The sequence below is a fragment of the Pseudomonas sp. BP01 genome, assembly GCF_022760795.1.
GTDB lineage: Bacteria > Pseudomonadota > Gammaproteobacteria > Pseudomonadales > Pseudomonadaceae > Aquipseudomonas > Aquipseudomonas putida_Q.
Genome location: NZ_JAFBKA010000033.1, coordinates 35,513 through 56,718 on the forward strand (window position 1 = coordinate 35,513; position 21,206 = coordinate 56,718).

Here is a 21,206-nt window from a genome sequence, read left to right on the forward strand (position 1 = left end):
TACCTGTGGGAGCTGGCTTGCCGGCGATGAGGCCGGTACAGGCCACCGGTCGCCACTCAGAAATCCTTGCGCAGTTGAACGCCGAAGTAGCGCCCGTCATCCCGCGGTACTGAGCGGTAGATGTAGTCGCCGCCACTGGCCAGCATCTGCGCATACGATTTGTCGCCCAGGTTCTTGCCCAACAGGGCTACCCGCCAGCCGTCGTTGTAGTCGGCCAGGGCAATGCTGGCGTTCCAGATGCCATAGGCGCCCTGCACGGTGTCCGGGTTTTGATCGAGGCTGAACTGCACGGCGTCCTGCCAGCTGTAATCGCTGCTCAGTTCCACATCCAGGCCGTTGTCCAGCGGGATCACGTAATCGGCGCGCAGGTAGGTCTTCCAGTCCGGCGTGAACGGCAGGTGGCCGCCATCGATGTTGCAGTTGGCCGCCGCACCGGCCGGGCAGTTGAAGTGATCGACACGGGCCTTGGTGTAGGCCACGGCTGTCGACAGCTTCAGCCGCGAGGTGGCCTGGAAGCTGGCATCCAGCTCCACACCCTGGGTCTTGACCTTGCCGGCATTCACCAGGCGGGTTACCACCTGGTTGGCCACGGTGTCGAAGAAGTTGGCCTGGTAGTTGTCGTAGTCGGTGTGGAACACAGCCAGGTTGGCGGTCAGGCGATTGTCCAGCGCCGTGCTTTTCAAGCCGATTTCGTAGGCATCCGAGGTTTCGGGCTTGAGTGCCCCGGTGTCGCGCGGCTGCATGTTGAAGAACACGTTGTAAGCCGGCCCTTTATAGCCGCGCGAGTAGGTGACGTAGCCAGTCAGGTTGTCGTTGAAGTCGTATTGCAAGCCGGTGCGCCCGCTCCAGCCGTCTTCGTCCACCGAGCCGGAACTTGCAGTGGAGGGCTGGATACCAGTCACTGCGGTGGCGGAGGTAGAGACCCGGCGGTGGTCGTATTCAAGGTCGTCGTGGGTCCAGCGCAGGCCGAAAATGGCGCGCAAGTCATCGGTGAAGTTGAAGGTGTTCTCACCGAACAGCGCGACACTGTCGTTGATGGTGGAATAGTCGGCGCGGCCATTGTTGGCCACGCCGCCATTGACCGACAGGCGCTGGTAGGTCTCGTTGGATGTGCCATGCATGTAGAAAGCGCCCAGCACGTATTCGTTGAACTGCCCTTTGGGCGAAGTCAGGCGAAACTCCTGGCTGTACTGGTCATAGTCCACTGTGCCCTTGTCATGCGACGCTGTCACCGGCAGCAAGGCAAGGCGGTCGCCGTCCTGGTACTGGGTGTTGTCCCAGCCCCGCCAGGCGCTGATCGAAGTCAGGGTGTAGTCGCCCAGCTGCCAGTCCAGTTGCGCCGAAAGCCCCTGATTCTCGTCTTCGACGTGGGTCTTGAAGTCGCTGTTGATGTCGCGGTTGTGGGCGCTTGGCGTCACCGGGCGCAACTGGCTGGCGAATGCGGCGCTGGCGCTGGTGATCACGCCGCTGGGCAAGGTGTCCTCGCCCTTCATGTAGTCGGCAATCAGGGTGAGGCGCAAGTCTTCGTTGGGCTCGAACTCCAGCTTGCCGCGGGCGCCTTTGCGTTCGTAACCATTGACGTCGTGGCCATTGGCAACGTTTTCGACATTGCCATCGTAGTCGCCCCACAAGGTGCTCAAAGAGCCCTTGAGCTGCTCGCTCAGGCGCCCGCCAATTCCAAAGCGCAGGCGGTTCTCATCGCCGCCGCCAAAGTGCGAATAGTCCACATAGCCCTGGGTCTGCTCGGGGATGGCCTTGCTGACCACGTTGAGTACGCCAGCCGAGGCGTTCTTGCCAAACAGCGTGCCCTGCGGCCCGCGCAGTACCTCGATGCGTTCGAGGTCGAGCAGGTCGAGGGTCGACTGACCGGGGCGGCCGAACACCACGCCGTCGACCACCGTCGCCACGGTGGGCTCGACGCCCGGCGAGGTCGAAATGGTGCCCACGCCACGGATGAACAGCGAGGTGTCCTTGTTCGAGGCGCCAGCGCGGTAATTGAGAGTAGGCACCTGCTGGACAATGCTGGCAACGTTGTTGCGGTTGTCTCGTTCGAGCTGTTCACCGTCGATCACCGACACTGCCACCGGCACTTCCTGCAGCGTGGCTTCGCGGCGCGTGGCGGTCACGGTGACGGCGCCCAATGCAGTGGCCTGCGGAGCCGCTGCTTCGGCCGGCTCGGCTGCCTGGGCACCTTGGCCAAAAGCGGCCAGCAGGATGGCTGCGGCCAGCGGCCGACATTGCGTAGCGGGGAATGGTGTACGGCTTTTCTGCATGGTGCTCACTGCCTCGGGAAACCAGACCAGGCCCCTTCTGACGGGGCCGACACGAAGTTGCTGTGGTTGTCTGGTCTCGCTCGTGCGAGTGGCAGGCGCTGGCCAACAGCTGCGCTTGTTAGCGCTAACATGAGCAAGTATCAGAGGCCTTCGCTTAGCACGTCAAATACTTAAAAGTCAGATTGATATGCAATAAAGCTATTTGCCAACCGCCTTCCCGTTAGCGCTACCATCGCGCCATTTCCCCAGGAGGCAGCCCGGTGAGCCAGGCCAAGGATCCCCCCCGCAAGCGCCGCGGCGCAGGCCGTGTCACCCTCGCCGAGGTGGCACGCGCCGCTGAGGTTTCGGCCATCAGCGTGTCGCGCTACTTCAACCAGCCAGACCAGGTGTCGCCGCCTTTGCGCGAGCGTATCGAAGCCGCCGTGCAGGCGCTGGGCTATGTGCCCAACCTGGTCGCCGGAGGGCTGGCCTCGGCCCGTGGGCGCATTGTCGGTATGGTGATTCCGAATATCTCCGGGCCGATTTTCGCCCAGACTATCCAGGCCTTCAGCGACACCCTCAGCAGCCATGGCTACCAACTGTTGCTGGCCTCCAGTTATTTCAGCGAAGCGCAGGAAGAAAGCGCCGTACGGGCGTTTCTCGGCTGGTCGCCGGCAGCGTTGGTGGTCACCAGCCATTTCCACAGCCCGGCCACGGAAAAGATGCTGGCCAACGCAGACGTACCGGTCGTGGAAATCTGGGACTACCGCCCTGAGCGGTCGCCCTTGCAAGTGGGTTTCCTTCATCACCAGGTGGGTGTCCAGGCCTGCCGCTACCTGCTGGGCAAGGGCCACCGGCGTATCGCTTTCGTGCAAAACAGCGCGGCCGGCGACTTCAGTGCGCTGGAGCGGCGCGATGGCTATGTCGAAGCGTTGCATGAAGCCGGGCTGGAACCCTGGGTGTTCGTGCCCTCCGCCGACACCGCACCGTTCGAGGCCGGCAAGCAGGCCATGGAGGCGTTGATCCGCCGCAACCCAAGGCCCGAGGCGATCATCTTCGCCAACGACAACCTTGCTGCCGGCGCCCTGTTGGCGGGCCAGCGCGCCGGTTTGCGCCTTCCCGAAGACATGGCCATCGTTGGTTTTGGCGACTACCCCTTTGCCGACATGCTGTTGCCCAGCCTCACCACCCTGCGCCCGCCCTCGCGGGAAATTGGCGAACTAGCGGCGTTGCGCGTGTTGCAGCACCTTGGGGTGGTGGCATGTGAGGGTGAGGTACAACGGCTCAACCTGTTGGCGTGTGAGTTGATTGCCCGCGAGAGCGCGTGAGCTGCACAGGCGCTGTGACAATCCGGCCATTGAGGATTATTCTCCTACGGTATGTCCCACCGCCCCAATATGTGAGCGCCGAATATGAAAATCGATGACATGGACGCCTTTGTGGCGGTCATCCGTTGCCAGTCGACCAACCTTGCTGCCGAGGCCCTGCAACTGACCCAGCCGGCCATCACCCGCCGCGTGCAGAACTTCGAGGAAGACTTGGGCGCCACCCTGCTCGACCGCAACACCAAGCCGCTCAAGCCCACCCCCATGGGCCTGCGGGTGTACGAGCAGTGCAAGGCGATCTTGCGTGAGATCGACTCGCTGCGCGAGCTGGTGGCCAACGACGGGGCCCCGTCCGGTACCCTGCGCCTGGGCGTGCCACAAACCCTTGGCGATGTGGTGCTGCTCGATGCCTTGGCACAAATTCGGGAAACCTACCCTGACCTGCGTACCCAGGTCACCAGTGGCTGGGGCAGCAGCCTGATCGCGCGTATGGAAAACGGCGAGCTTGATGGCGCCGCGGCACTGTTTCCGCCCGGCAAGATCTTCCCCGAGGGTATCGCCAGCCAGTCGATCGCACGCATGCCGCTGCGCGTGGTGGCGGCCAAGGGAACTACCGGCAAGCGCAGCCTCAAGCTCAAGGACTGCTACACCCGTGGCTGGGTGCTCAACCCCGATGGTTGCGGCTTTCGCGCCGGGTTGCAGCGCGCCCTGAGCGAACAGGGGCTGAGGCTGTCGATCAACCTGGAGACCTTTGGCACCGAGCTGCAACTGGGGCTGGTGGCCAATGGGCAGGGGCTTGGGCTGGTGCCTGAGCCCTTGTTGCAGAACAGCCGCCACCGCGATGCGCTGGACGTGGTCAATGTGACGGACTTCAAGCCGCAGGTGGATTTGTGGCTGTTCCACCCACGCTACCTGGGCAACCTGCAGGAGCCGGTTGAGCAGTTTGGCCGGGTGGCCGGGCAGCAACTGTGCGGGTGAGCTGAAATCGCAATCCCTTGTGAGAGCAACTGTCTTGAGCAAAATCTAAAAGATTGCGCGATCACTGTGGGAGCGGCCTTGCGTCGCGATTGGGCTGCGTAGCAGCCCAAGCATTTCACTGACAATAAAATAACCAACGCGCATAACTAAATACTCATGTAATTCTTACAGTTAATAATTAGCATAGAACCAAAAAGACTTTTACAGCGATCATCCATACGAATACGGTCTTAGAAACCCACCGTGTTCCAGGGATGAATACCCATGAGTCACCCCCCTTCCGCCAGCGCCCTTGCCGAACTCACCCAGGCCCTGGCCGCCAACGCCGAACGCTACGACCGCAGCGGCCGGTTCCCCGCCGACAACTTCGACCTGCTGCACCGCCACGGCCTGCTGGGTTTGACCGTGCCCCGCGACTTGGGCGGCAGTGGCGCCGACCTGGCCAGTGCGCGCCAGGTCATCGCTGCGGTCGGCAAAGGTTGCCCGTCCACCGCACTGATCCTCGTCATGCAGTACCTGCAGCACTTTCGCCTGCAGGACGAAGACCGCTGGCCCGAGCACCTGCGCCTGCAGGTGGCCCGCGACGCGGTGGCCGACGGCGCGCTGATCAACGCGTTTCGCGTCGAACCCGAACTGGGCACACCCGCCCGCGGCGGCCTGCCGGCCACCGTCGCCCGGCGCACCGCCGAGGGCTGGCGGTTGTCCGGGCGCAAGATCTACTCCACCGGCAGCCACGGCCTGACCTGGTACCTGGTATGGGCCCGCAGCGACGACCAGGACCCACTGGTGGGCGGCTTCCTGGTGCACAAGGACACCCCGGGCATCCGTATCGTCGAAGACTGGGACCACCTGGGCATGCGCGCCACCTGCAGCCATGAAGTGCAGTTCGACGAGGTGCTGATCCCGCTCGATCATGCCGTCAGCGTCAGCCCGGCCAGCGCACCACGCGCCGAGCTCGACAGCACCGGCCTGCTGTGGATGGCAGTGTTGCTGCCTGCGCTGTACGACGGGGTGGCCCAGGCCGCACGCGACTGGCTGGTGCAGTTCCTGAACCAGCGCGCGCCATCCAACCTCGGTGCACCGCTGGCCAGCCTGCCACGTTTCCAGGACGTGGTTGGGCGTATCGACACCTTGCTGTTCGCCAACCAGAGCCTGTTGAACGCGGCCGTGACCGGGCAAGTCGATCCGCGCCACGCTGGGCAGCTCAAGCACCTGGTCAGCCGCAACGCCATCCAGGCCGTGGAACTGGCCATCGAGGCTGCGGGCAATCCTGGCCTGTCGCGGCGCAACCCGTTGGAGCGGCACTACCGTGATGTGCTGTGCAGCCGCATCCACACGCCTCAGGATGACGTTGTGCTCGGCCATGTCGGCCGTGCCGCCCTGGCGGAGGTGGCGGCATGAGCCACTCGATTATCGCCAGCCAGCTGGACGCACCGGCCAACCAATACCTGCGCGACCGATTGCCCGACCATGAGGTGATCGATATCGCCCCGGGCCAGTTGCAGCTGGACGTCCCAGCCGATGTGTTCATCGTGCGCCCAGTCAATGTACGCGGTAACCGCGTGGACAACCCGCCAGCGGGCTGGCCGTGGTCGTTGCGCTGGGTGCAGGTAGTGTCCTCGGGCATCGACTTCTACCCCGACTGGGTGTTTCAGGGCCCGCCGGTCACGAGTGGCCGCGGCGCCAATGCCGAGCAGGTGGCCGAATTCGCCCTGGCCTTGGTGTTTGCCGCGGCCAAGCAGCTGCCGGGCCTGTGGGTCAAGGACGCCGACTGGCGCCTGACCCCGCTGGCCCCCGTGCGTGGCCGCACCTTGGGCATCTTCGGTTTCGGCAGCATCGGCCAGAGCCTGGCACGCAAGGCAAACGCCCTGGGCATGCCGGTACTGGCGCTGAACCGCCCAGGCCAACCCATTGCCGAGGTGCCGGGCGTGCAGCGCGTCGACAACCTGCAGCAGCTGTTTGCCGGCAGCGACCACCTGGTCATCGCCGCCCCGCTCACCCCCGCCACCCGTGGCCTGATCGACCGCCAGGTGCTGGCCCACGCCAAACCCGGGCTGCACCTGATCAACATCGCCCGTGGCGGGCTGCTGGACCAGGGCGCCCTGCTCGAAGCCCTGGACAACGGGCTGATCGGCCGCGCCAGCCTCGATGTCACCGAACCCGAACCGTTGCCAGCAGGCCACCCGCTTTATCACCACCCTCGGGTATTCCTGTCGCCGCACACTTCGGCGATTTCCGAGGACGGCTACCCCGCGCTGCTCGAGGCATTCCTCGACAACTTCGCCCGTTACCGCGAACAGGCACCGCTGCACAACCTGATCGACACCCAGCGCGGCTACTGAACCCACACCTATTGGAGAACACCATGACTGCACTGTCTGTCGTCATCGCCCAGGAAAACACCGTACGCCAACGGGTCAGCGCCGAAGAATGGGAGGTGCGGGTCAAACTGGCGGCGGCCTACCGCCTGGCCGCGCTGTTCCGCTGGACTGACCACATCTACACGCACTTCTCGGCACGCGTGCCGGGGCCTGACGAGCACTTTCTGATCAATGCCTTCGGCCTGCTATTCGACGAAATCACCGCGTCCAACCTGGTGAAGGTGGACGTGGACGGCACCATCATCGACGACCCGCTGGGCCTGGGCATCAACCAGGCGGGCTATGTGATTCACAGCGCGATCCACCGCGCCCGGCATGACCTCAAGGCCGTGCTGCACACCCACACCCGCGATGGCGCGGCGGTGTCGGCGCAGCGCGACGGCCTGCTGCCGATCTCGCAGCACGCCCTGGCGTATTACAGCCGGGTGGCCTACCACGACTACGAAGGCGTCGCCCTGGACCTGGACGAGCAGCAGCGGCTGGTGGCCAACCTGGGCGACAGCAACATCCTCATCCTGCGCAACCATGGCCTGCTGACCGGGGGTGTCAGCGTGGAGCATGCCTTCCGTGAACTGCACGGGCTGGAGCGGGCCTGCAACATCCAGGTAGCGGCGCAGGCCGGCGGCAATGACCAGTTGCTGCATGCTGCGCCGGCGGCGATCGCCAAGGTGCATGAGCAGTCCAAGCGGTTTTCCGATGGTTTGGGTGAAGGGATCCAGCGGCACTGGGATGCGCTGATCCGGCAGCTGGACCGGGAGGGGCTGGATTACCAGGACTGACAGGTTTGCTGTGGCCTGTACCGGCCCTATCGCCGGCAAGCCAGCTCCCACAGGAATTCCATCGGATTCAGGCCTGTGCTGGTCCTGTGGGAGCTGGCTTGCCGGCGATAGGGCCCGAACAAACACCTCATATCCCATTGAAGGAACGCCCAATGCCTCCACTTCACCTGGCCCGAAGCCTGCTGGCCTGCGCCGCCCTGGCCTTGACCCTCGCCGGCTGCTCCCCCTCCAGCGAAGATGCCACCAGCAAAACCCTGAACATCGCCTTCTGGGGCGACAACACCACGCTGGTCAGCGTCGACCCGTTCCAGGTCTACTGGCTGGAGCACCGCGTACTGCTGCGCAACGTCGCCGAATCACTCACCGACCAGGACCCGGCCACAGGCCGTATCATCCCTTGGCTGGCCAGCAGCTGGGAGGTCAGTGACGACGCGCTGCAGTACACCTTCCACCTGCGCCAGGACGTCTCCTTCAGCAACGGCGAGCGCTTCGACGCCCAAGCCGTGAAAACCGCCTTTGACAGCAACAAGGCTTTCGCGGCACAACTGCCTGCCACGTTCGGCGCCACCTACCTGGCCGGTTTTGACCATGCCGAAGTGGTCGACCCGTTCACCGTGCGCCTGGTGCTGTCGCGGCCCAACGCCGGCTTCCTGCAGGCCACGTCCACCACCAACCTGGCCATCCTCGCTCCGGCCTCCTACGCGCTCACTGCTCAGGAGCGTTCGCTGGGCAAGATCATCGGCACCGGCCCGTTCATCCTCGAACACTACACCCCGGAAGTAGGCGCACGCCTGGTCAAGCGGGCGGATTATGCCTGGGCCTCCGCCAACGTCAAAAACCCCGGCGCCGCCCACCTGGACCGCGTGGAAATCAGCTACATCCCCGAAGAAAGCGTGCGCAACGGCCTGTTCCTGCAAGGCAAGGCCGACATCCTCTGGCCACGCAACCCGTTTTCCGAAGTTGACCTGAAGCTGTTCCAGGCAAAAGGCGCAACCATCCAGAGCCGATCATTACCAGGCCCGGCGCTCAACCTCTACCCCAACACCCGCAACAACCGCCTGCTGGGCGATCGCCAGGTGCGCCTGGCCCTGCAGAAGGCCATCGACCGCACCAGCTACGCCCACACCGTATACAACGCCGAGTTCCCGGTGGTGACCGGGGTGTATGACGTGACCACGCCGTACTTCAAGCCCCAAGCCGACAAGCTGGCCTACGACCCGCAGGGCGCCGAGCGCCTGCTGGATGCCGCAGGCTGGAGCAAGGGGGACGACGGCTACCGGCACAAGGACGGCAAACGCCTGACCCTGCGCTACAACATCTCCCCCGCCGAAAGCGCCGGCGATGTGCTGGTGCAAGACCAACTGCGCAAGGTCGGCATCGACCTCAAGCTGAACGTGCTGACCCGTGCCGAATGGGTGGCCGGCAACGCCTCGGGCAACTACGACCTCACCTCCACCTACATGACGCGCGCCGATCCGATCATCCTGCAGACCATCCTCGACCCACGCGCCGCCAGTAGTGCCACCTTGGCCACCAATACTTACGAGCCACACACCTTGGCCAAGGCGCAGACCTTGTTCGACAACGGCATTACCGCCACCCGCGACGACCAACGCGCCCAGGCCTATGGCCAGCTGCAAGACCTGCTGGTTGACGAAGCCTCGGCGTTCCCGCTGTACGAACGCGTGTGGCAAGCCGCCACAGCACCTAGGGTCAAGGACTTCCGCTGGACCGCCGAAGGCTTTGCGTTCCTCAGTGACATCCAGGTCGCGCAGCCATGAACCGCTACCTGATCGGCCGCATCGGCCAGGCGCTGCTGGTGTTGTGGGGCGCCTACACCATCACCTACTTCATCCTCTATCTGCTGCCCGGTGACACCCTGGCGATCATGCTCAGTGCATCGGGCATGGAAGCCGATGGCCTGTCGGCCGAGGACCTGGCCAAAGCCCGTGCCTACTACGGGCTGGACAAGGGTATCTTCGAGCAGTACTTCGACCTGCTGTGGCGGGCTCTGCACGGCGACCTGGGCCAGTCGTTGTCACTGAACCGCCCAGTGACCGCGCTGCTGGCCGAGCGCCTGCCGCAAACCCTGGCCCTGGCCGGCTTTGCCATCGCGCTGTCGTTGCTTGGCGGCATCGGCCTGGCCTACCTCACCGCTTACCTGCAATGGCAACCGCTGAAGGTGGCGCTGTCGCGCTTGCCGTCACTGGGTTTTTCGGTACCGGTGTTCTGGATGGGGCTGCTACTGATCCAGGTGTTCGCCTTTGGCCTGGGCTGGTTCCCGGCCACTGGCAGCCAGGGCTTTGCCAGCCTGGTGCTGCCGGCCGTGACCCTGGCCATCCCCAGTGCTGCGGTGTACGCCCAGGTATTGCAGCGCGGCTTCCAAAGCGTATGGCAGGAGCCGTACATCGCCACCGCATTCGCCAAGGGCCTGAGCCGTGCGCAGGTTCAAGCGCGGCACAGCCTGCGCAATGCAGCCCTGCCAATCCTTACCCTGGTCGGGTTGCAGGTGGGTAACACGGTGTCCGGGGCGGTGCTGGTCGAGACCATTTTCTCGCGCAATGGCGTTGGCCGCCTGGCCCAGGAAGCCGTACTGCGCCAAGACATCCCGGTGGTGCTGGCGATTGTCGCGGTGTCGGCGGCGGCCTTCGTGTTGGTGAACCTGATCGTCGACCTGCTGTACCCGTACCTTGACCCCCGCATCGCCCACGCCACGAAGGTGACCTGACCATGACCGCCGATACTCACCCCCTGCGTGCCGCCGCCCCGCCAGCCACCTGGAAGCGCCGCACTCGCCTGCAGCGCCTCGGCCAGGCGCTCGCCCCTTTGCTGGCGCGCCCGGGCTTCAGCCTGGCGCTAGTGGTGGTGCTGTTCGCCCTGCTAGCGGCATTGGCGCCGCACTGGCTGACTAGCTTCGACCCATACGCCACGTCGCCCGTCGACAAGCTGCGGGCCCCTGACGCCGTCCACTGGTTCGGCACCGACGAGCTGGGCCGCGACCTGTACACCCGCGTGGTCTATGGCGCCAGCCTGTCGGTGCAGGCCGCATTGCTGGCGGTTGGCATTGCCCTGGCAGGCGGGTTGAGCCTGGGCGTACTCGCCGGGTTTGCCGGCGGGCGCCTGGATGCCGCCCTCATGCGCCTGGTCGATGTGCTGCTGGCCCTCCCCGGCCTGCTGCTGGCCCTGGCCATTGTCACCGCCATCGGTTTTGGCACGGTGCCGGTGGCGATCGCCGTGGGCGTCGGCATCATCCCAGGCTTTGCCCGCACCACCCGCGGCGAAGTGCTGCGGGTCAAGACCTTGCCCTATGTCGAGGCCGCACGTCTGGGTGGCGCCAGCTGGCGCCGCACCTTGCTGCGGCATGTGCTGCCCAATGCCTGGGGGCCGGTGGCCGTATTGGCCACGCTAGACTTCGGCGCCGCCATCCTGGCCACGGCCGGCCTGAGTTTCCTGGGTTTTGGCGCAGCACCGCCAGCGGCCGAATGGGGCACCTTGATTGCCAACGGCCGGCACTTCCTGATCACCGCCCCCTGGGTGTCGCTGCTGCCCGGCCTGTTCGTGGTGGCCGTGGTATTCAGCCTCAACCACCTTGCCCGCACCTTCGAGGAGCACCCACGATGAACGACCAGCCATTGCTTGTGGTACGCGACCTCAGCATCAGTTATCACGCCTCCGGCCAGGCTACGCAGGCCGTCAAGCACCTTGCCTTCACCCTGGCCCAGGGCGAAACCGTGGCCATTGTCGGCGAGTCAGGCTCGGGCAAGTCGACTTTGGCCAACGCCCTGCTCGGCTTGTTACCGGGCACGGCGCGCATCGACAGTGGCCAGTTGTGGGTCGACGGGCTGGATGTGGTGCGCGCCAGCGAACGGCAGAAACGCCAGCTACGTGGGCGTACCGTCGGCCTGGTGCCGCAAGACCCGATGGTCAGCCTCAACCCCACCCTGCGCATTGGCCAGCAGATCGGCGAGGCGCTAGTGCTGGCCCAAGGCGGCCGCTCGCGCAGCGTCGATGCCGATGTGCTGGAGTTACTAGCCCAGGTTGGCCTCGACAACCCGGCGGTGCGCGCCCGCCAGTACCCGCACGAGCTGTCTGGCGGCATGCGCCAGCGGGTGCTGATCGCCATCGCCCTGGCCGGGAACCCACGGCTGATCATCGCCGACGAACCCACCAGCGCGCTGGACGTGACCGTGCAACGCAAGATCCTCGATCACTTGCAGCGGCTGGTGGCCGAGCGTGGCATCTCGTTGCTGATCATTACTCACGACCTGGGCATGGCCACCGACCGCGCCGACCGCCTGCTGGTGATGAAGCAAGGCGAACTGATGGAGCAAGGCCCACCCGCGCAGATCGTGCAGGCACCGCAGCACCCATACACCCGCGCACTGCTCAATGCCGCACCGGCATTCAGCGCTCGTCGCCAGCCCCGGCAACTGGCGCCGGGCGCAAAGCCGATCCTCAGCCTGCAGGGTGTTGGAAAAACGTTCGAGTTGCCCAAGGTCAAAGGCCAGGACAACCGCTTTGTCGCGTTGCAGGGCCTGGACTTGCAGGTTCACCCGGGGCAGACGCTGGCCATCGTCGGTGAATCCGGTTCGGGCAAGAGCACTGCCCTGCGCATTGCCCTGGGCCTGGAAGCGCCCAGCCAGGGCCGTGTGCTGTTCGACCAACAGGATGTCACGGGCCACGGCTGGCGCCAGTTCCGCCCCTTGCGCCGACGCATGCAACTGGTGCAGCAAAACCCCTTCGCCGCCCTCGACCCGCGTTTCACGGTGTTCGACAGCATCGTCGAGCCGCTGGTGTCGTTTGGCCTGCTCAAAGGCGCGGCACTGGAGCAGCGGGCCCGCGAACTGATCGAACGCGTGCACCTGCCTCTTCATTACCTTGACCGCCTGCCCCGCGAACTGTCTGGCGGCCAGCGCCAACGGGTGGCGATTGCCCGGGCATTGGCGCTAGAGCCAGAAGTGTTACTGCTCGATGAGCCGGTGAGTGCGCTGGATGTGTCGGTGCAGGCACAGATTCTGGCACTGCTGGATGAGCTGCAACGGGAGCTGGGCATGGCTTATGTGCTGGTATCGCATGACCTGGCGGTGGTGGCGAGCATGGCCGACCAGGTGCTGGTATTGCGCAAGGGTCAAGTGGTGGAACACGGGGCGGTCGAGCAGGTTTTCGAGCGGCCGGCGAGCGAGTATACGCGGGAGTTGATTGCTGCCATTCCTGGGCGCCCAGCCTCTGCTGCGGCTTGAGTTCTAGCGCCCCACAGCCTGATATTTTTGCCAGTTGCAAGGCTGTGGGCATCCCATCAAGCTAGATTGAAATCAGGAGGCTCTATTCATGTTTATATTTTATCAGTCTGGCAAACCCACTGCCTTGGTTCAATCTTCCAGAACTACTCGAATATTCAATCAAAGCCGACAGGCGCTCGCCATTCAATACCGATCACACTCCTCTATTAGTATAATTGCCTCAGACAAAATGCAATCCTCCGTCGTGGAGGCTCGCGGCCACGTCCTGCACTCACTGTCTTACACCCCTTTTGGCTTCAACCAAGCGACCGGGGAACTGCCTGTAGGCTTCAACGGCGAGCACTGCGACGCTGTGACAGGCATGTACGGTCTGGGCGCAGGATACCGTTGGCTTTCAACAAAATGTATGCGTTTTTCGAGCCCTGACAACCTCAGTCCTTTTGCTAAAGGGGGCATCAATGCCTACACCTATGTTCGCAACGACCCGGTTAATCTGCTTGATCTCGACGGTCACGCGCCGTCGGCTCCGATACTCCATGGAACCAAGATGCGTCGGTTCCAATACGGTTTGAGAAAAATTCACGCATTCGATAAAAATTTTGGGGTCTATGAATCCAAACCTGGTCTTTTTAAAAAGCCCAAGCTATTGATATACACTCATGGCAACGAGAATAAAATACTAATCGACGACGTCGCCATGGGCCCATTTAAATTCGCCACATGGCTAATGAGCAAAAATATAAATCTTCAGAAATACAGGAAAGTCATTTTTGCCACTTGCCTAGGAGGCTACGGCGAATCGTTTGGGCAAAAATTCTCAAATCAGAACAATGTCAAGGTGAGCGCTATTCCCGGCATCGGCGACGCAACGATGGTAAACGGCGTAGAACCTGGCACCTTCAGTTTCGGGCTTTTATCCGAACCTTATGAAGGCATTGCGGAGACAACACCACAACGCCCACGGGCTTACTCATTCGTAGAATTCACACCACAAGACGCTAAAAAATTTCGAAGCGCATGATTGAAGAGAGCATTAAGAACGCCCCCAATGAACGGGGTTATTCCATAGCATTTGACGCAACCTAAAATGCAGGTTATGCATCATCGCATTGATTTTAATACCATTAAATAATATTAGCATAGAACCACAAAGCCTTTCACAACCCCACCCCACACCCGCTAAGGTCACTCCAGACCGACCCCTTTCCTGGCGGAGGCCGTCTACCACGACCACCCCAGGAGCCTTGCACGCATGCCACCTCTCTCACCCGCACCCCTGCTTCATCTTCGCCCACGGGCCAGGTGACGCATGGCTGTCCCCATTCCATTTGCAACACAACCCACAGGTATTCCGATGAGCAAACGACAGATCCGCCTGGGCGCCATGATCCATGGCGTCGGCCACGGCTGGGGCGAATGGCGCCACCCAGAGGCGCTGGCCGATGCCAGTGTCAATTTCGGCTTCTACAAACAGCAGGCAAAGCTGGCCGAGGCGGCAAAGTTCGACTTCGCCTTCATCGCCGACAGCCTGCACATCCACGCCCGCTCCAGCCCGCACTACCTCAACCGTTTCGAGCCGTTGACCATCCTTTCGGCGCTGGCTGCGGTAACCGAGCACATCGGCCTGGTGGCCACGGTTACGGTCAGCTACACCGAGCCGTTCCAGGTAGCACGCCAATTCGCCTCGCTCGACCTGATCAGCGGCGGGCGCGCAGGCTGGAACGTGGTGACCTCCTGGCTTTCCGGCACCGCCGACAACTTCGGCAAGGCTGAACACCCGCCGCATGCCGTGCGTTACCGGATTGCCCGTGAGCATGTGGATGTGGTCAAGGGGCTGTGGGACTCGTGGGAAGACGACGCCTTTACCCGCGACAAGCAAAGCGGGCAGTTCTTCGACCCGGCCAAACTGCACACCCTCGGCCACCAGGGCGAGTACTTCAAAGTCAAGGGCCCGCTGAACATCCAGCGCTCACCCCAGGGCCAGCCGCTGATCTTCCAGGCTGGGGTGTCGGAAGACGGCCGCAACTTCGCCGCGCAAAACGCCGACGCCATTTTTGTCAGCCCGGAATCGTTCGACGACGCTCACGCCTATTACCAGGACCTCAAGCAGCGTGCCGCGCGCCATGGCCGCGACCCCGACGCACTGTTCATCCTGCCCGGCATCCGCCCCATCGTCGGCCGCAACGCCGAGGAGGTCGAGCAGCGCTACCAGCAGGCCGTCAACCTGGTGAGCATCGAGGATGCCCTGGTTGCCCTGGGTCGCCCCTTCAACGACTACGACTTCAGCCAGCATGACCTGGATGCGCCCTTCCCCGACCTCGGCACCCTGGGCAACGACAGCCACAAGGGCACCTCGGACCAGCTCAAACAATTGGCCCGTGATGAAAACCTGAGCCTGCGCGAACTGGCACTGCGCTTCTCGCGCCCACGCAGAGACTTCGTCGGCACACCGGAGCAGGTTGCCGATGCCTTGCAGCACTGGTTCGAAAACGACGCTGCCGACGGTTTCATCATCAACTCGTTGCTACCGGATGGCCTGCAGTACTTCACCGAGCACGTGGTGCCGCTGCTGCACGCCCGTGGCCTGGTGCGCAGTGAGTACACCGGTAAAACCCTGCGCGGCAATTTCGGCCTCAGCGTGCCAGAAAACCGCAACACCCTGCGCCGCAGCCAGGCAGCGGTTGCCTGAGCCCACCCAGACAAGGAGTTTTGTTCCATGAGCCTCGAATTCATCGGCCTCATCGGCCCGCAGGAAAGCAGCGAATCCCAGGCGCCACGTGGCCCGCTGGTTGATCTGGAGTTCATCAAGGCCTTCTCCCAGGCCCAGGAATATGCCGGCTTCGACAAGGCATTGCTGGCAGTCAACACCAGTGCGCCGGACTCGATGATCCTGGCCAGCTACGTGGCAGCGCTTACCGAGCGTATCGGCCTGCTGGTCGCCCACCGCCCGGGCTTCCAGGCGCCAACTTTCGCTGCCCGCCAGTTCGCCACCCTTGACCAGCTGAGCCGGGGCCGGGCCTCGATCAACGTCATCACCGGCGGCGACAGCGGCGACCTGCAGCGCGATGGCGACTTCCTCGACAAGGATGCCCGTTATGCCCGTACCGATGAATACCTGCAGGTACTGCGCGACACCTGGACCCGGCAGGAGCCCTTCGATCACCAGGGCACTCACTACCGTGTCGAAGACAACCTGACCTTGGTCAAACCGGTGCAGCATTTGCCCATCTACTTCTCCGGTGCGTCAGACGCCGCGGTTGAAGTCGCCGCCAAGCACGCCGACGTCTACATGATGTGGGGCGAACCGCTGGAGCAGGTACGCGAGCGCATCGCCAAGGTGCGCAAGGCTGCCGCCCGCTATGGGCGCGAGAAACACATCCGCTTCAGCTTGTCGTTGCGACCGATCCTGGGTGGCACCGAGGCCGAAGCCTGGGCCCGCGCCGAGCGTATTCTGGCCGATGCCCAGGAACGCATCGGCATCCGTCAGGGCAACCGCCGCGAGAAAAACTTCGGCAAGAGCAACACCGGCTCCGAACGCCTGGTACAGCTGGCAAGCCAGCGCAAGGTGCATGACACCCGGCTGTGGACCGAGATTGCGGCGCTGGGTGGCGGTGCCGGTAACTCCACCTCGCTGGTAGGCACTGCGGACCAGGTGGCCGAGGCCGCACTGGCCTACTACGAGCTGGGGGTTACTACCTTCCTGTTCCGCGGCTTTGACCAGTTGCGCGATGCGGTGGAGTACGGGCAGGACCTGATCCCGCGGATCCGTACGCTGGTTGAACAGCGTGAAGCTGGGCGCAGCGCTCGCACAGCCTAGATCTCCATTCGCTGCACCAGCCTCTTCGCGGCGGTTCGACGCCTCGACGAGCCCGCTCCCACAGGAAAATCACTGACCTCAAGGCCTGTGCAATTCCTGTGAGAGCGGGCATGTCGAGGCGTCGAACCGCCGCGAAGAGGCCGGTGCAGGCAAACACTTCCCCAACACCGTACGCCAGCCTTATCAGGACCTGGCGCCTATTCGCCTGCGTGCTCCACCGCACTCCGAGGACATGATGTCTAGAACACCGCTTTTCGCCCTGCCCCTGGCCTGCCTGCTCACCCCGTTCGCCAATGCCGCCCCAACTACCGAAGACCCGCGCCTGGACACCGTCACGGTGATCTCCACCGGCCTGCGAGGCAACCAGCGCACCGTCGCCGACAGCCCGGCCCCCATCGACGTGATCAGCAGCGAGCAGCTTTTGCGTACAGGCCGCGCCGAGCTGTCCGAGGCCATTTCCAAACTGCTGCCCTCGTTCAACTTCGGCACCAACATCGCCGGCTTTCAGTCCGGCGTGCGGCCACTGAGCAACCGCAGCCTGGGCCCGGCCTACACCCTGGTGCTGGTCAATGGCAAACGCCGCCACAACAGCGCCGTGCCGGCCAGTGGCTCGACCGACAACAGCGGTGCCAACGCCGTGGATATCGACATGATCCCGGTCAGTGCGGTGTCGCACATCGAGGTTCTGAAAGACAGCGCCGCCGCCCAGTACGGCTCGGATGCGGTGGCCGGAGTGATCAACATCATCCTCAAGAGCGCCAGCAGCGGCGGCCACTACGAAAGCAGTTACGGCAAGCTGTACAGCGGCCAGGGCGAAACCATCAAGCTGGCGGGCGACCAAGGCTTCAGCCTGGGTGACGGCGGTTTCCTGCACCTGTCGGGCGAGGCACGCAAGCGCGGCACCGCCAACTGGATCGACAAGGCCGCCCCCGATTACCGCGCCTACTTCGAAGACGACCGCCAGGCCGCCTGGGACCACCGGGCGGTGAAGAACGGCGACCCCGACCTGCGCGCCTTCAACCTCGGTTACAACGCCGAGCTGCCCATCAGCGACGACCTGAAGCTGTATTCGTTCGCCACCTATGCCGAGCGCAAGCTCGAGGCCTTCAACAATTACCGCCTGCCCAACAGCAATGCCTCGATCCCGGAGTTGTTCCCCGACGGATACTTCCCGCTCAACAATATCAAGGATACCGACTACCAGTGGCTGCTCGGCGCCCGAGGCGCTGCCGGTGCCTGGGACTGGGACCTGTCCACCACCTACGGGCGCAACAAGAACCAACAGTCCAGCGACCTGACCATCAACCCCACCTATGGCCCGACCTCGCCAACCTCGTTCGATGACCTCGCGACGTTGCAGTTCGACCAGTGGGTGAACAACCTGGACATCACCCGCGCCTTCGATGGCCTGTTCGGCCTGGCAGTACCGACCCGCGTCTCGGCCGGCCTGGAGCACCGCTGGGAGCGCTTCCGGACCTTTGCCGGCGACCCCATCGCCTACAGCGTCGGGCCCTACACCTACCCGGCCACCCTGGCGGACGGGCGCCCCAACCCGCTTTATGCGCTGGCCAACGGCCAGACCGCCGTGGGCGCCCAGGCTGCGCTGACCATCCGCCCGGAAGACGAGGCCGATGTGAAACGCAACAACTATGCCGCCTACATCGACCTCGGCCTGGACCTGACCCCGCGCTGGTACCTGGGCGCCGCCGCGCGCGTCGAGCACTACGACGACGACTCGGGCAACACCGCCAGCTTCAAGCTCAATTCACGCTATGAACTGAGCGAAACCGTGGCGGTACGCGGCACCCTGGGCAGCGGGTTCCGCGCACCGTCGCTGACCCAGAGCGGCTACACCGTCAGCGACAACCGCACCGCGCTGGACGCCGACGGCAATGTGGTGCCGGCCTTGCGCCGCACCGTGGCGCCCGGCAGTGCCGCCGCGCTGGCATTCGGCGGCGAGAAGCTCGACCCGGAGAAGTCCCGCAACGCTGGCCTTGGCCTGACCTGGCAACCGGCGCGCCGCACCAGCGTTACCCTGGACACCTACCTGATCGACATTGACGACCGCATCCTGCTCACCGAAAACCTCTACGACCGGCAGAACGGTGCCGGTGCCATTGGCGACATCCTCGAATCGCTGGGCCTGGCGCGCACCACCTGGATCAACTACTACACCAATGCCTTCGACACCCGCACCCGCGGCCTCGACCTGGTGGGTGACCACACCAGCGAGTTCGGTGCCTGGGGCGATGTGCGCTGGACCTTGGGCTTCAACTGGAACAAGACCACCGTGCGCGGCACCCGGGGTACGCCCGCAGCGCTGGCCGCTGCCGGTATCGACGTGGTCGGCCATGGCCGCGAAGGTGACCTGGTGGCAGCTTCGCCGAAGACCAAATGGGTATTGGGCAGCCAGTGGTTGCTGGGTAACTTCACCGGCACCTTGCAGACCACCCGCTACGGCAAGGTCGAAACCTGGCAGCAGAACCAGGCCCAGGACCGCACCTTTGGCGCCAAGTGGATCACCGACCTGGACCTGTCGTACCTGCTGTTCGACAGCCTGACCGTCAGTGTGGGTGGCACCAACATCTTCAATGTGCGGCCCGACAAGAACGGCGTTTACAACGCCAACGGCAACCAGGCGGCGTACGGCAACCCGCCGTTTCATCCAGGTGGCGGCTATTGGTACACCAAGCTGGCGTATGACTTCTGAAGCATCTGCACATTTGCTCCTGGCCTGTGGGAGCGGGTTCACCCGCGAAGAATCCAACCCGGTACTTGGCAATTGACGCAAACCCCGCCCCCATGCTCTCCTTATGCCTCACGTTCAGGTGCCCCCACAGGGGGTGAAACGGGAAACCGGTGCGTCCCAGGCCCTCCAGCAGGGCCGGACAAGGCCGGTGCTGCCCCCGCAACGGTAAGCGAGTGAAGTGTCTGTACCACTGTGCCATGTAGTCCGGCATGGGAAGGTGACGCTTTCCAGGAGCCCTGCTCCTCCTCGCAAGCCCGGAGACCGGCCTGACGTTCATGAACACCCCGCGGTGGGCGGGCGCTGTTGCATTCCCCTGGGCGGCCACGCATCGGGGATGCCGCGCTTGCCCGTTGCCTACCAAAAGCAGAGGAACGCGTCATGCCCGTCACCAGCACCAAGCAACACAGCCTTGACACCCCCGTCACCCTCAACCAGCGCGTCGTCATCGCCCTCGGCGCCAGCCTGCTGGGCCTGTGCCTGGTGTACTTCGCCGGTTTCTCGCACATCGAGGCCGTGCACAACGCCGCCCACGACACCCGCCACAGCGCCGCCTTCCCCTGCCACTGAGTACGCCTGATGATCACGCGCATTGCCCGTACCGCGGGCTTCAGCGGGCTGCTTGCGGCCCTGCTGCTGACCCTGCTGCAAAGCTTCTGGGTTGCCCCGCTGATTCTTGAGGCGGAAACCTACGAATCATCGGCCCCGGCCGCACAGCACGAACATGGTGGCGAAGTGGCCGCCCATGAGCACAGCGCCGAAGCCTGGTCGCCGGAAGACGGTTGGCAGCGGGTGCTGTCCACCACCGGGGGCAATCTGGTGGTCGCAGTCGGCTTCGCCCTGATTCTCGCCGCCCTGTACAGCCTGCGCGAACCGCAGCGTGCCGGCACCGGTGCGCTGTGGGGCCTGGCCGGTTTTGCCGTGTTCTGCCTGGCCCCGACGTTGGGGTTGCCGCCGGAGCTGCCCGGCACTGCCGCCGCCGACCTGGGACAACGCCAGGCATGGTGGGTTGGCACGGCCAGCGCCACCGCCCTTGGCCTGGCCTTGCTGGTGTTCGCCCGGCACTGGTTGTTGAAGGCGCTGGGCGCCGTGTTGCTGGTAATCCCCCATGTGATTGGCGCCCCACAGCCCGAAGTGCATGAGAGCCTGGCCCCCGAAGCACTGGAAACCCAGTTCAAGATGGCCTCCTGGCTGACCAACGCTGCCTTCTGGGTAGCCTTGGGCCTGCTCAGTGCGTGGTTGTTCCGCCGCTCCAGCAAGGCCTGATGCCGGCGTTCTACGCCGGCTTCGGCTGCCGCCGGGGCTGCCCGGCGGATACCCTGCATACCCTGCTGCTCCAGGCCCTGGCTAGCCAGGGCCTTGCGCTTGCCGACCTGCACGGCATTGCCAGTATCAGCCTCAAGGCCGACGAAGCCGGCTTGCAGCAACTGGCCGAACGCCTTGGCTTGCCGTTGGTGCTGTACCATAGCGCGCAACTACAGGCCTTTGAGCCGCTGCTCAGCCACCGCTCTGCCACAGCCCATGCCCACAGCGGCTGCTGGGGCGTGGCCGAGAGCGCGGCGCTGGCCCTGGCCAGCCAGCAGCCTGGGAGCACAGCCCGGTTGCTGCTGACCCGCCAGGTACTGGGCCCGGCGACCCTCGCCCTGGCCTGCTGACCATTTCGCTTCTCTTTCCTGCAAGGATTTTCC

At 64.1% G+C, this 21,206-nt stretch carries 17 protein-coding genes and 1 riboswitch; of the genes, 16 read left to right on the forward strand and 1 reads right to left on the reverse strand.

The features are described 5' to 3' along the window. Window positions 1–56: 56 nt before the first annotated feature. Complete coding sequence (locus JOY50_RS23495; protein ID WP_243055957.1) at window positions 57–2,273, reverse strand: TonB-dependent receptor; 2,217 nt, start codon at window positions 2,271–2,273, stop codon at window positions 57–59. Window positions 2,274–2,533: 260 nt separating this feature from the next. Between JOY50_RS23495 and JOY50_RS23500 the strand changes: the two genes are divergently transcribed. From JOY50_RS23500 to JOY50_RS23575, 16 genes are all read left to right on the forward strand, one after another. Beyond that, on the forward strand, window positions 2,534–3,580 hold the full coding sequence (locus tag JOY50_RS23500) for a LacI family DNA-binding transcriptional regulator (protein WP_132843200.1): 1,047 nt from the start codon (window positions 2,534–2,536) through the stop codon (window positions 3,578–3,580). An 84-nt stretch (window positions 3,581–3,664) separates the two neighbouring features. Beyond that, window positions 3,665–4,555 carry a LysR family transcriptional regulator gene (locus JOY50_RS23505; RefSeq protein ID WP_132843203.1) on the forward strand — a complete coding sequence of 297 codons (891 nt, stop codon included), beginning with the start codon at window positions 3,665–3,667 and terminating at the stop codon, window positions 4,553–4,555. A 264-nt stretch (window positions 4,556–4,819) separates the two neighbouring features. Next, a complete protein-coding gene (locus tag JOY50_RS23510; protein WP_132843206.1) occupies window positions 4,820–5,956 on the forward strand; it encodes an acyl-CoA dehydrogenase family protein in 1,137 nt (378 codons plus the stop codon). Beyond that, on the forward strand, window positions 5,953–6,897 hold the full coding sequence (locus JOY50_RS23515; RefSeq protein ID WP_132843209.1) for a D-isomer specific 2-hydroxyacid dehydrogenase family protein: 945 nt from the start codon (window positions 5,953–5,955) through the stop codon (window positions 6,895–6,897). The genes JOY50_RS23510 and JOY50_RS23515 overlap by 4 nt, the downstream gene beginning before the upstream one ends. Before the next feature lie 23 nt (window positions 6,898–6,920). Next, window positions 6,921–7,715, forward strand: a complete 795-nt coding sequence (locus JOY50_RS23520; protein ID WP_028612977.1) for a class II aldolase/adducin family protein — start codon at window positions 6,921–6,923, stop codon at window positions 7,713–7,715. 152 nt (window positions 7,716–7,867) lie between these two features. Further along, window positions 7,868–9,496 carry an ABC transporter substrate-binding protein gene (locus JOY50_RS23525; protein ID WP_243055959.1) on the forward strand — a complete coding sequence of 543 codons (1,629 nt, stop codon included), beginning with the start codon at window positions 7,868–7,870 and terminating at the stop codon, window positions 9,494–9,496. Beyond that, complete coding sequence (locus JOY50_RS23530; protein WP_243055961.1) at window positions 9,493–10,443, forward strand: ABC transporter permease; 951 nt, start codon at window positions 9,493–9,495, stop codon at window positions 10,441–10,443. The genes JOY50_RS23525 and JOY50_RS23530 overlap by 4 nt, the downstream gene beginning before the upstream one ends. Window positions 10,444–10,445: 2 nt before the next feature. After that, entirely contained in the window at window positions 10,446–11,336 is an 891-nt protein-coding gene (locus JOY50_RS23535) for an ABC transporter permease (protein WP_028612980.1), read from the forward strand. After that, window positions 11,333–12,955 carry an ABC transporter ATP-binding protein gene (locus JOY50_RS23540; protein WP_243055962.1) on the forward strand — a complete coding sequence of 541 codons (1,623 nt, stop codon included), beginning with the start codon at window positions 11,333–11,335 and terminating at the stop codon, window positions 12,953–12,955. The genes JOY50_RS23535 and JOY50_RS23540 overlap by 4 nt, the downstream gene beginning before the upstream one ends. 88 nt (window positions 12,956–13,043) lie before the next feature. After that, on the forward strand, window positions 13,044–13,976 hold the full coding sequence (locus JOY50_RS23545) for an RHS repeat-associated core domain-containing protein (protein ID WP_132843221.1): 933 nt from the start codon (window positions 13,044–13,046) through the stop codon (window positions 13,974–13,976). A gap of 333 nt (window positions 13,977–14,309) precedes the next feature. Continuing rightward, complete coding sequence (locus tag JOY50_RS23550; RefSeq protein ID WP_243055964.1) at window positions 14,310–15,644, forward strand: LLM class flavin-dependent oxidoreductase; 1,335 nt, start codon at window positions 14,310–14,312, stop codon at window positions 15,642–15,644. Window positions 15,645–15,671: 27 nt separating this feature from the next. Further along, a complete protein-coding gene (locus JOY50_RS23555; RefSeq protein WP_132843227.1) occupies window positions 15,672–16,772 on the forward strand; it encodes an LLM class flavin-dependent oxidoreductase in 1,101 nt (366 codons plus the stop codon). Window positions 16,773–17,007: 235 nt separating this feature from the next. Further along, a complete protein-coding gene (locus JOY50_RS23560) occupies window positions 17,008–19,482 on the forward strand; it encodes a TonB-dependent siderophore receptor (RefSeq protein ID WP_243055965.1) in 2,475 nt (824 codons plus the stop codon). A gap of 99 nt (window positions 19,483–19,581) precedes the next feature. Further along, a riboswitch (cobalamin riboswitch) is annotated at window positions 19,582–19,806 on the forward strand. Window positions 19,807–19,899: 93 nt separating this feature from the next. After that, a complete protein-coding gene (locus JOY50_RS23565) occupies window positions 19,900–20,088 on the forward strand; it encodes a CbtB domain-containing protein (protein WP_132843232.1) in 189 nt (62 codons plus the stop codon). A gap of 9 nt (window positions 20,089–20,097) precedes the next feature. Next, a complete protein-coding gene (locus tag JOY50_RS23570) occupies window positions 20,098–20,784 on the forward strand; it encodes a CbtA family protein (protein WP_028612986.1) in 687 nt (228 codons plus the stop codon). Beyond that, entirely contained in the window at window positions 20,784–21,173 is a 390-nt protein-coding gene (locus JOY50_RS23575) for a cobalamin biosynthesis protein (RefSeq protein WP_132843234.1), read from the forward strand. Before JOY50_RS23570 ends, JOY50_RS23575 begins: the two co-directional genes overlap by 1 nt. Window positions 21,174–21,206 lie beyond the last annotated feature (33 nt).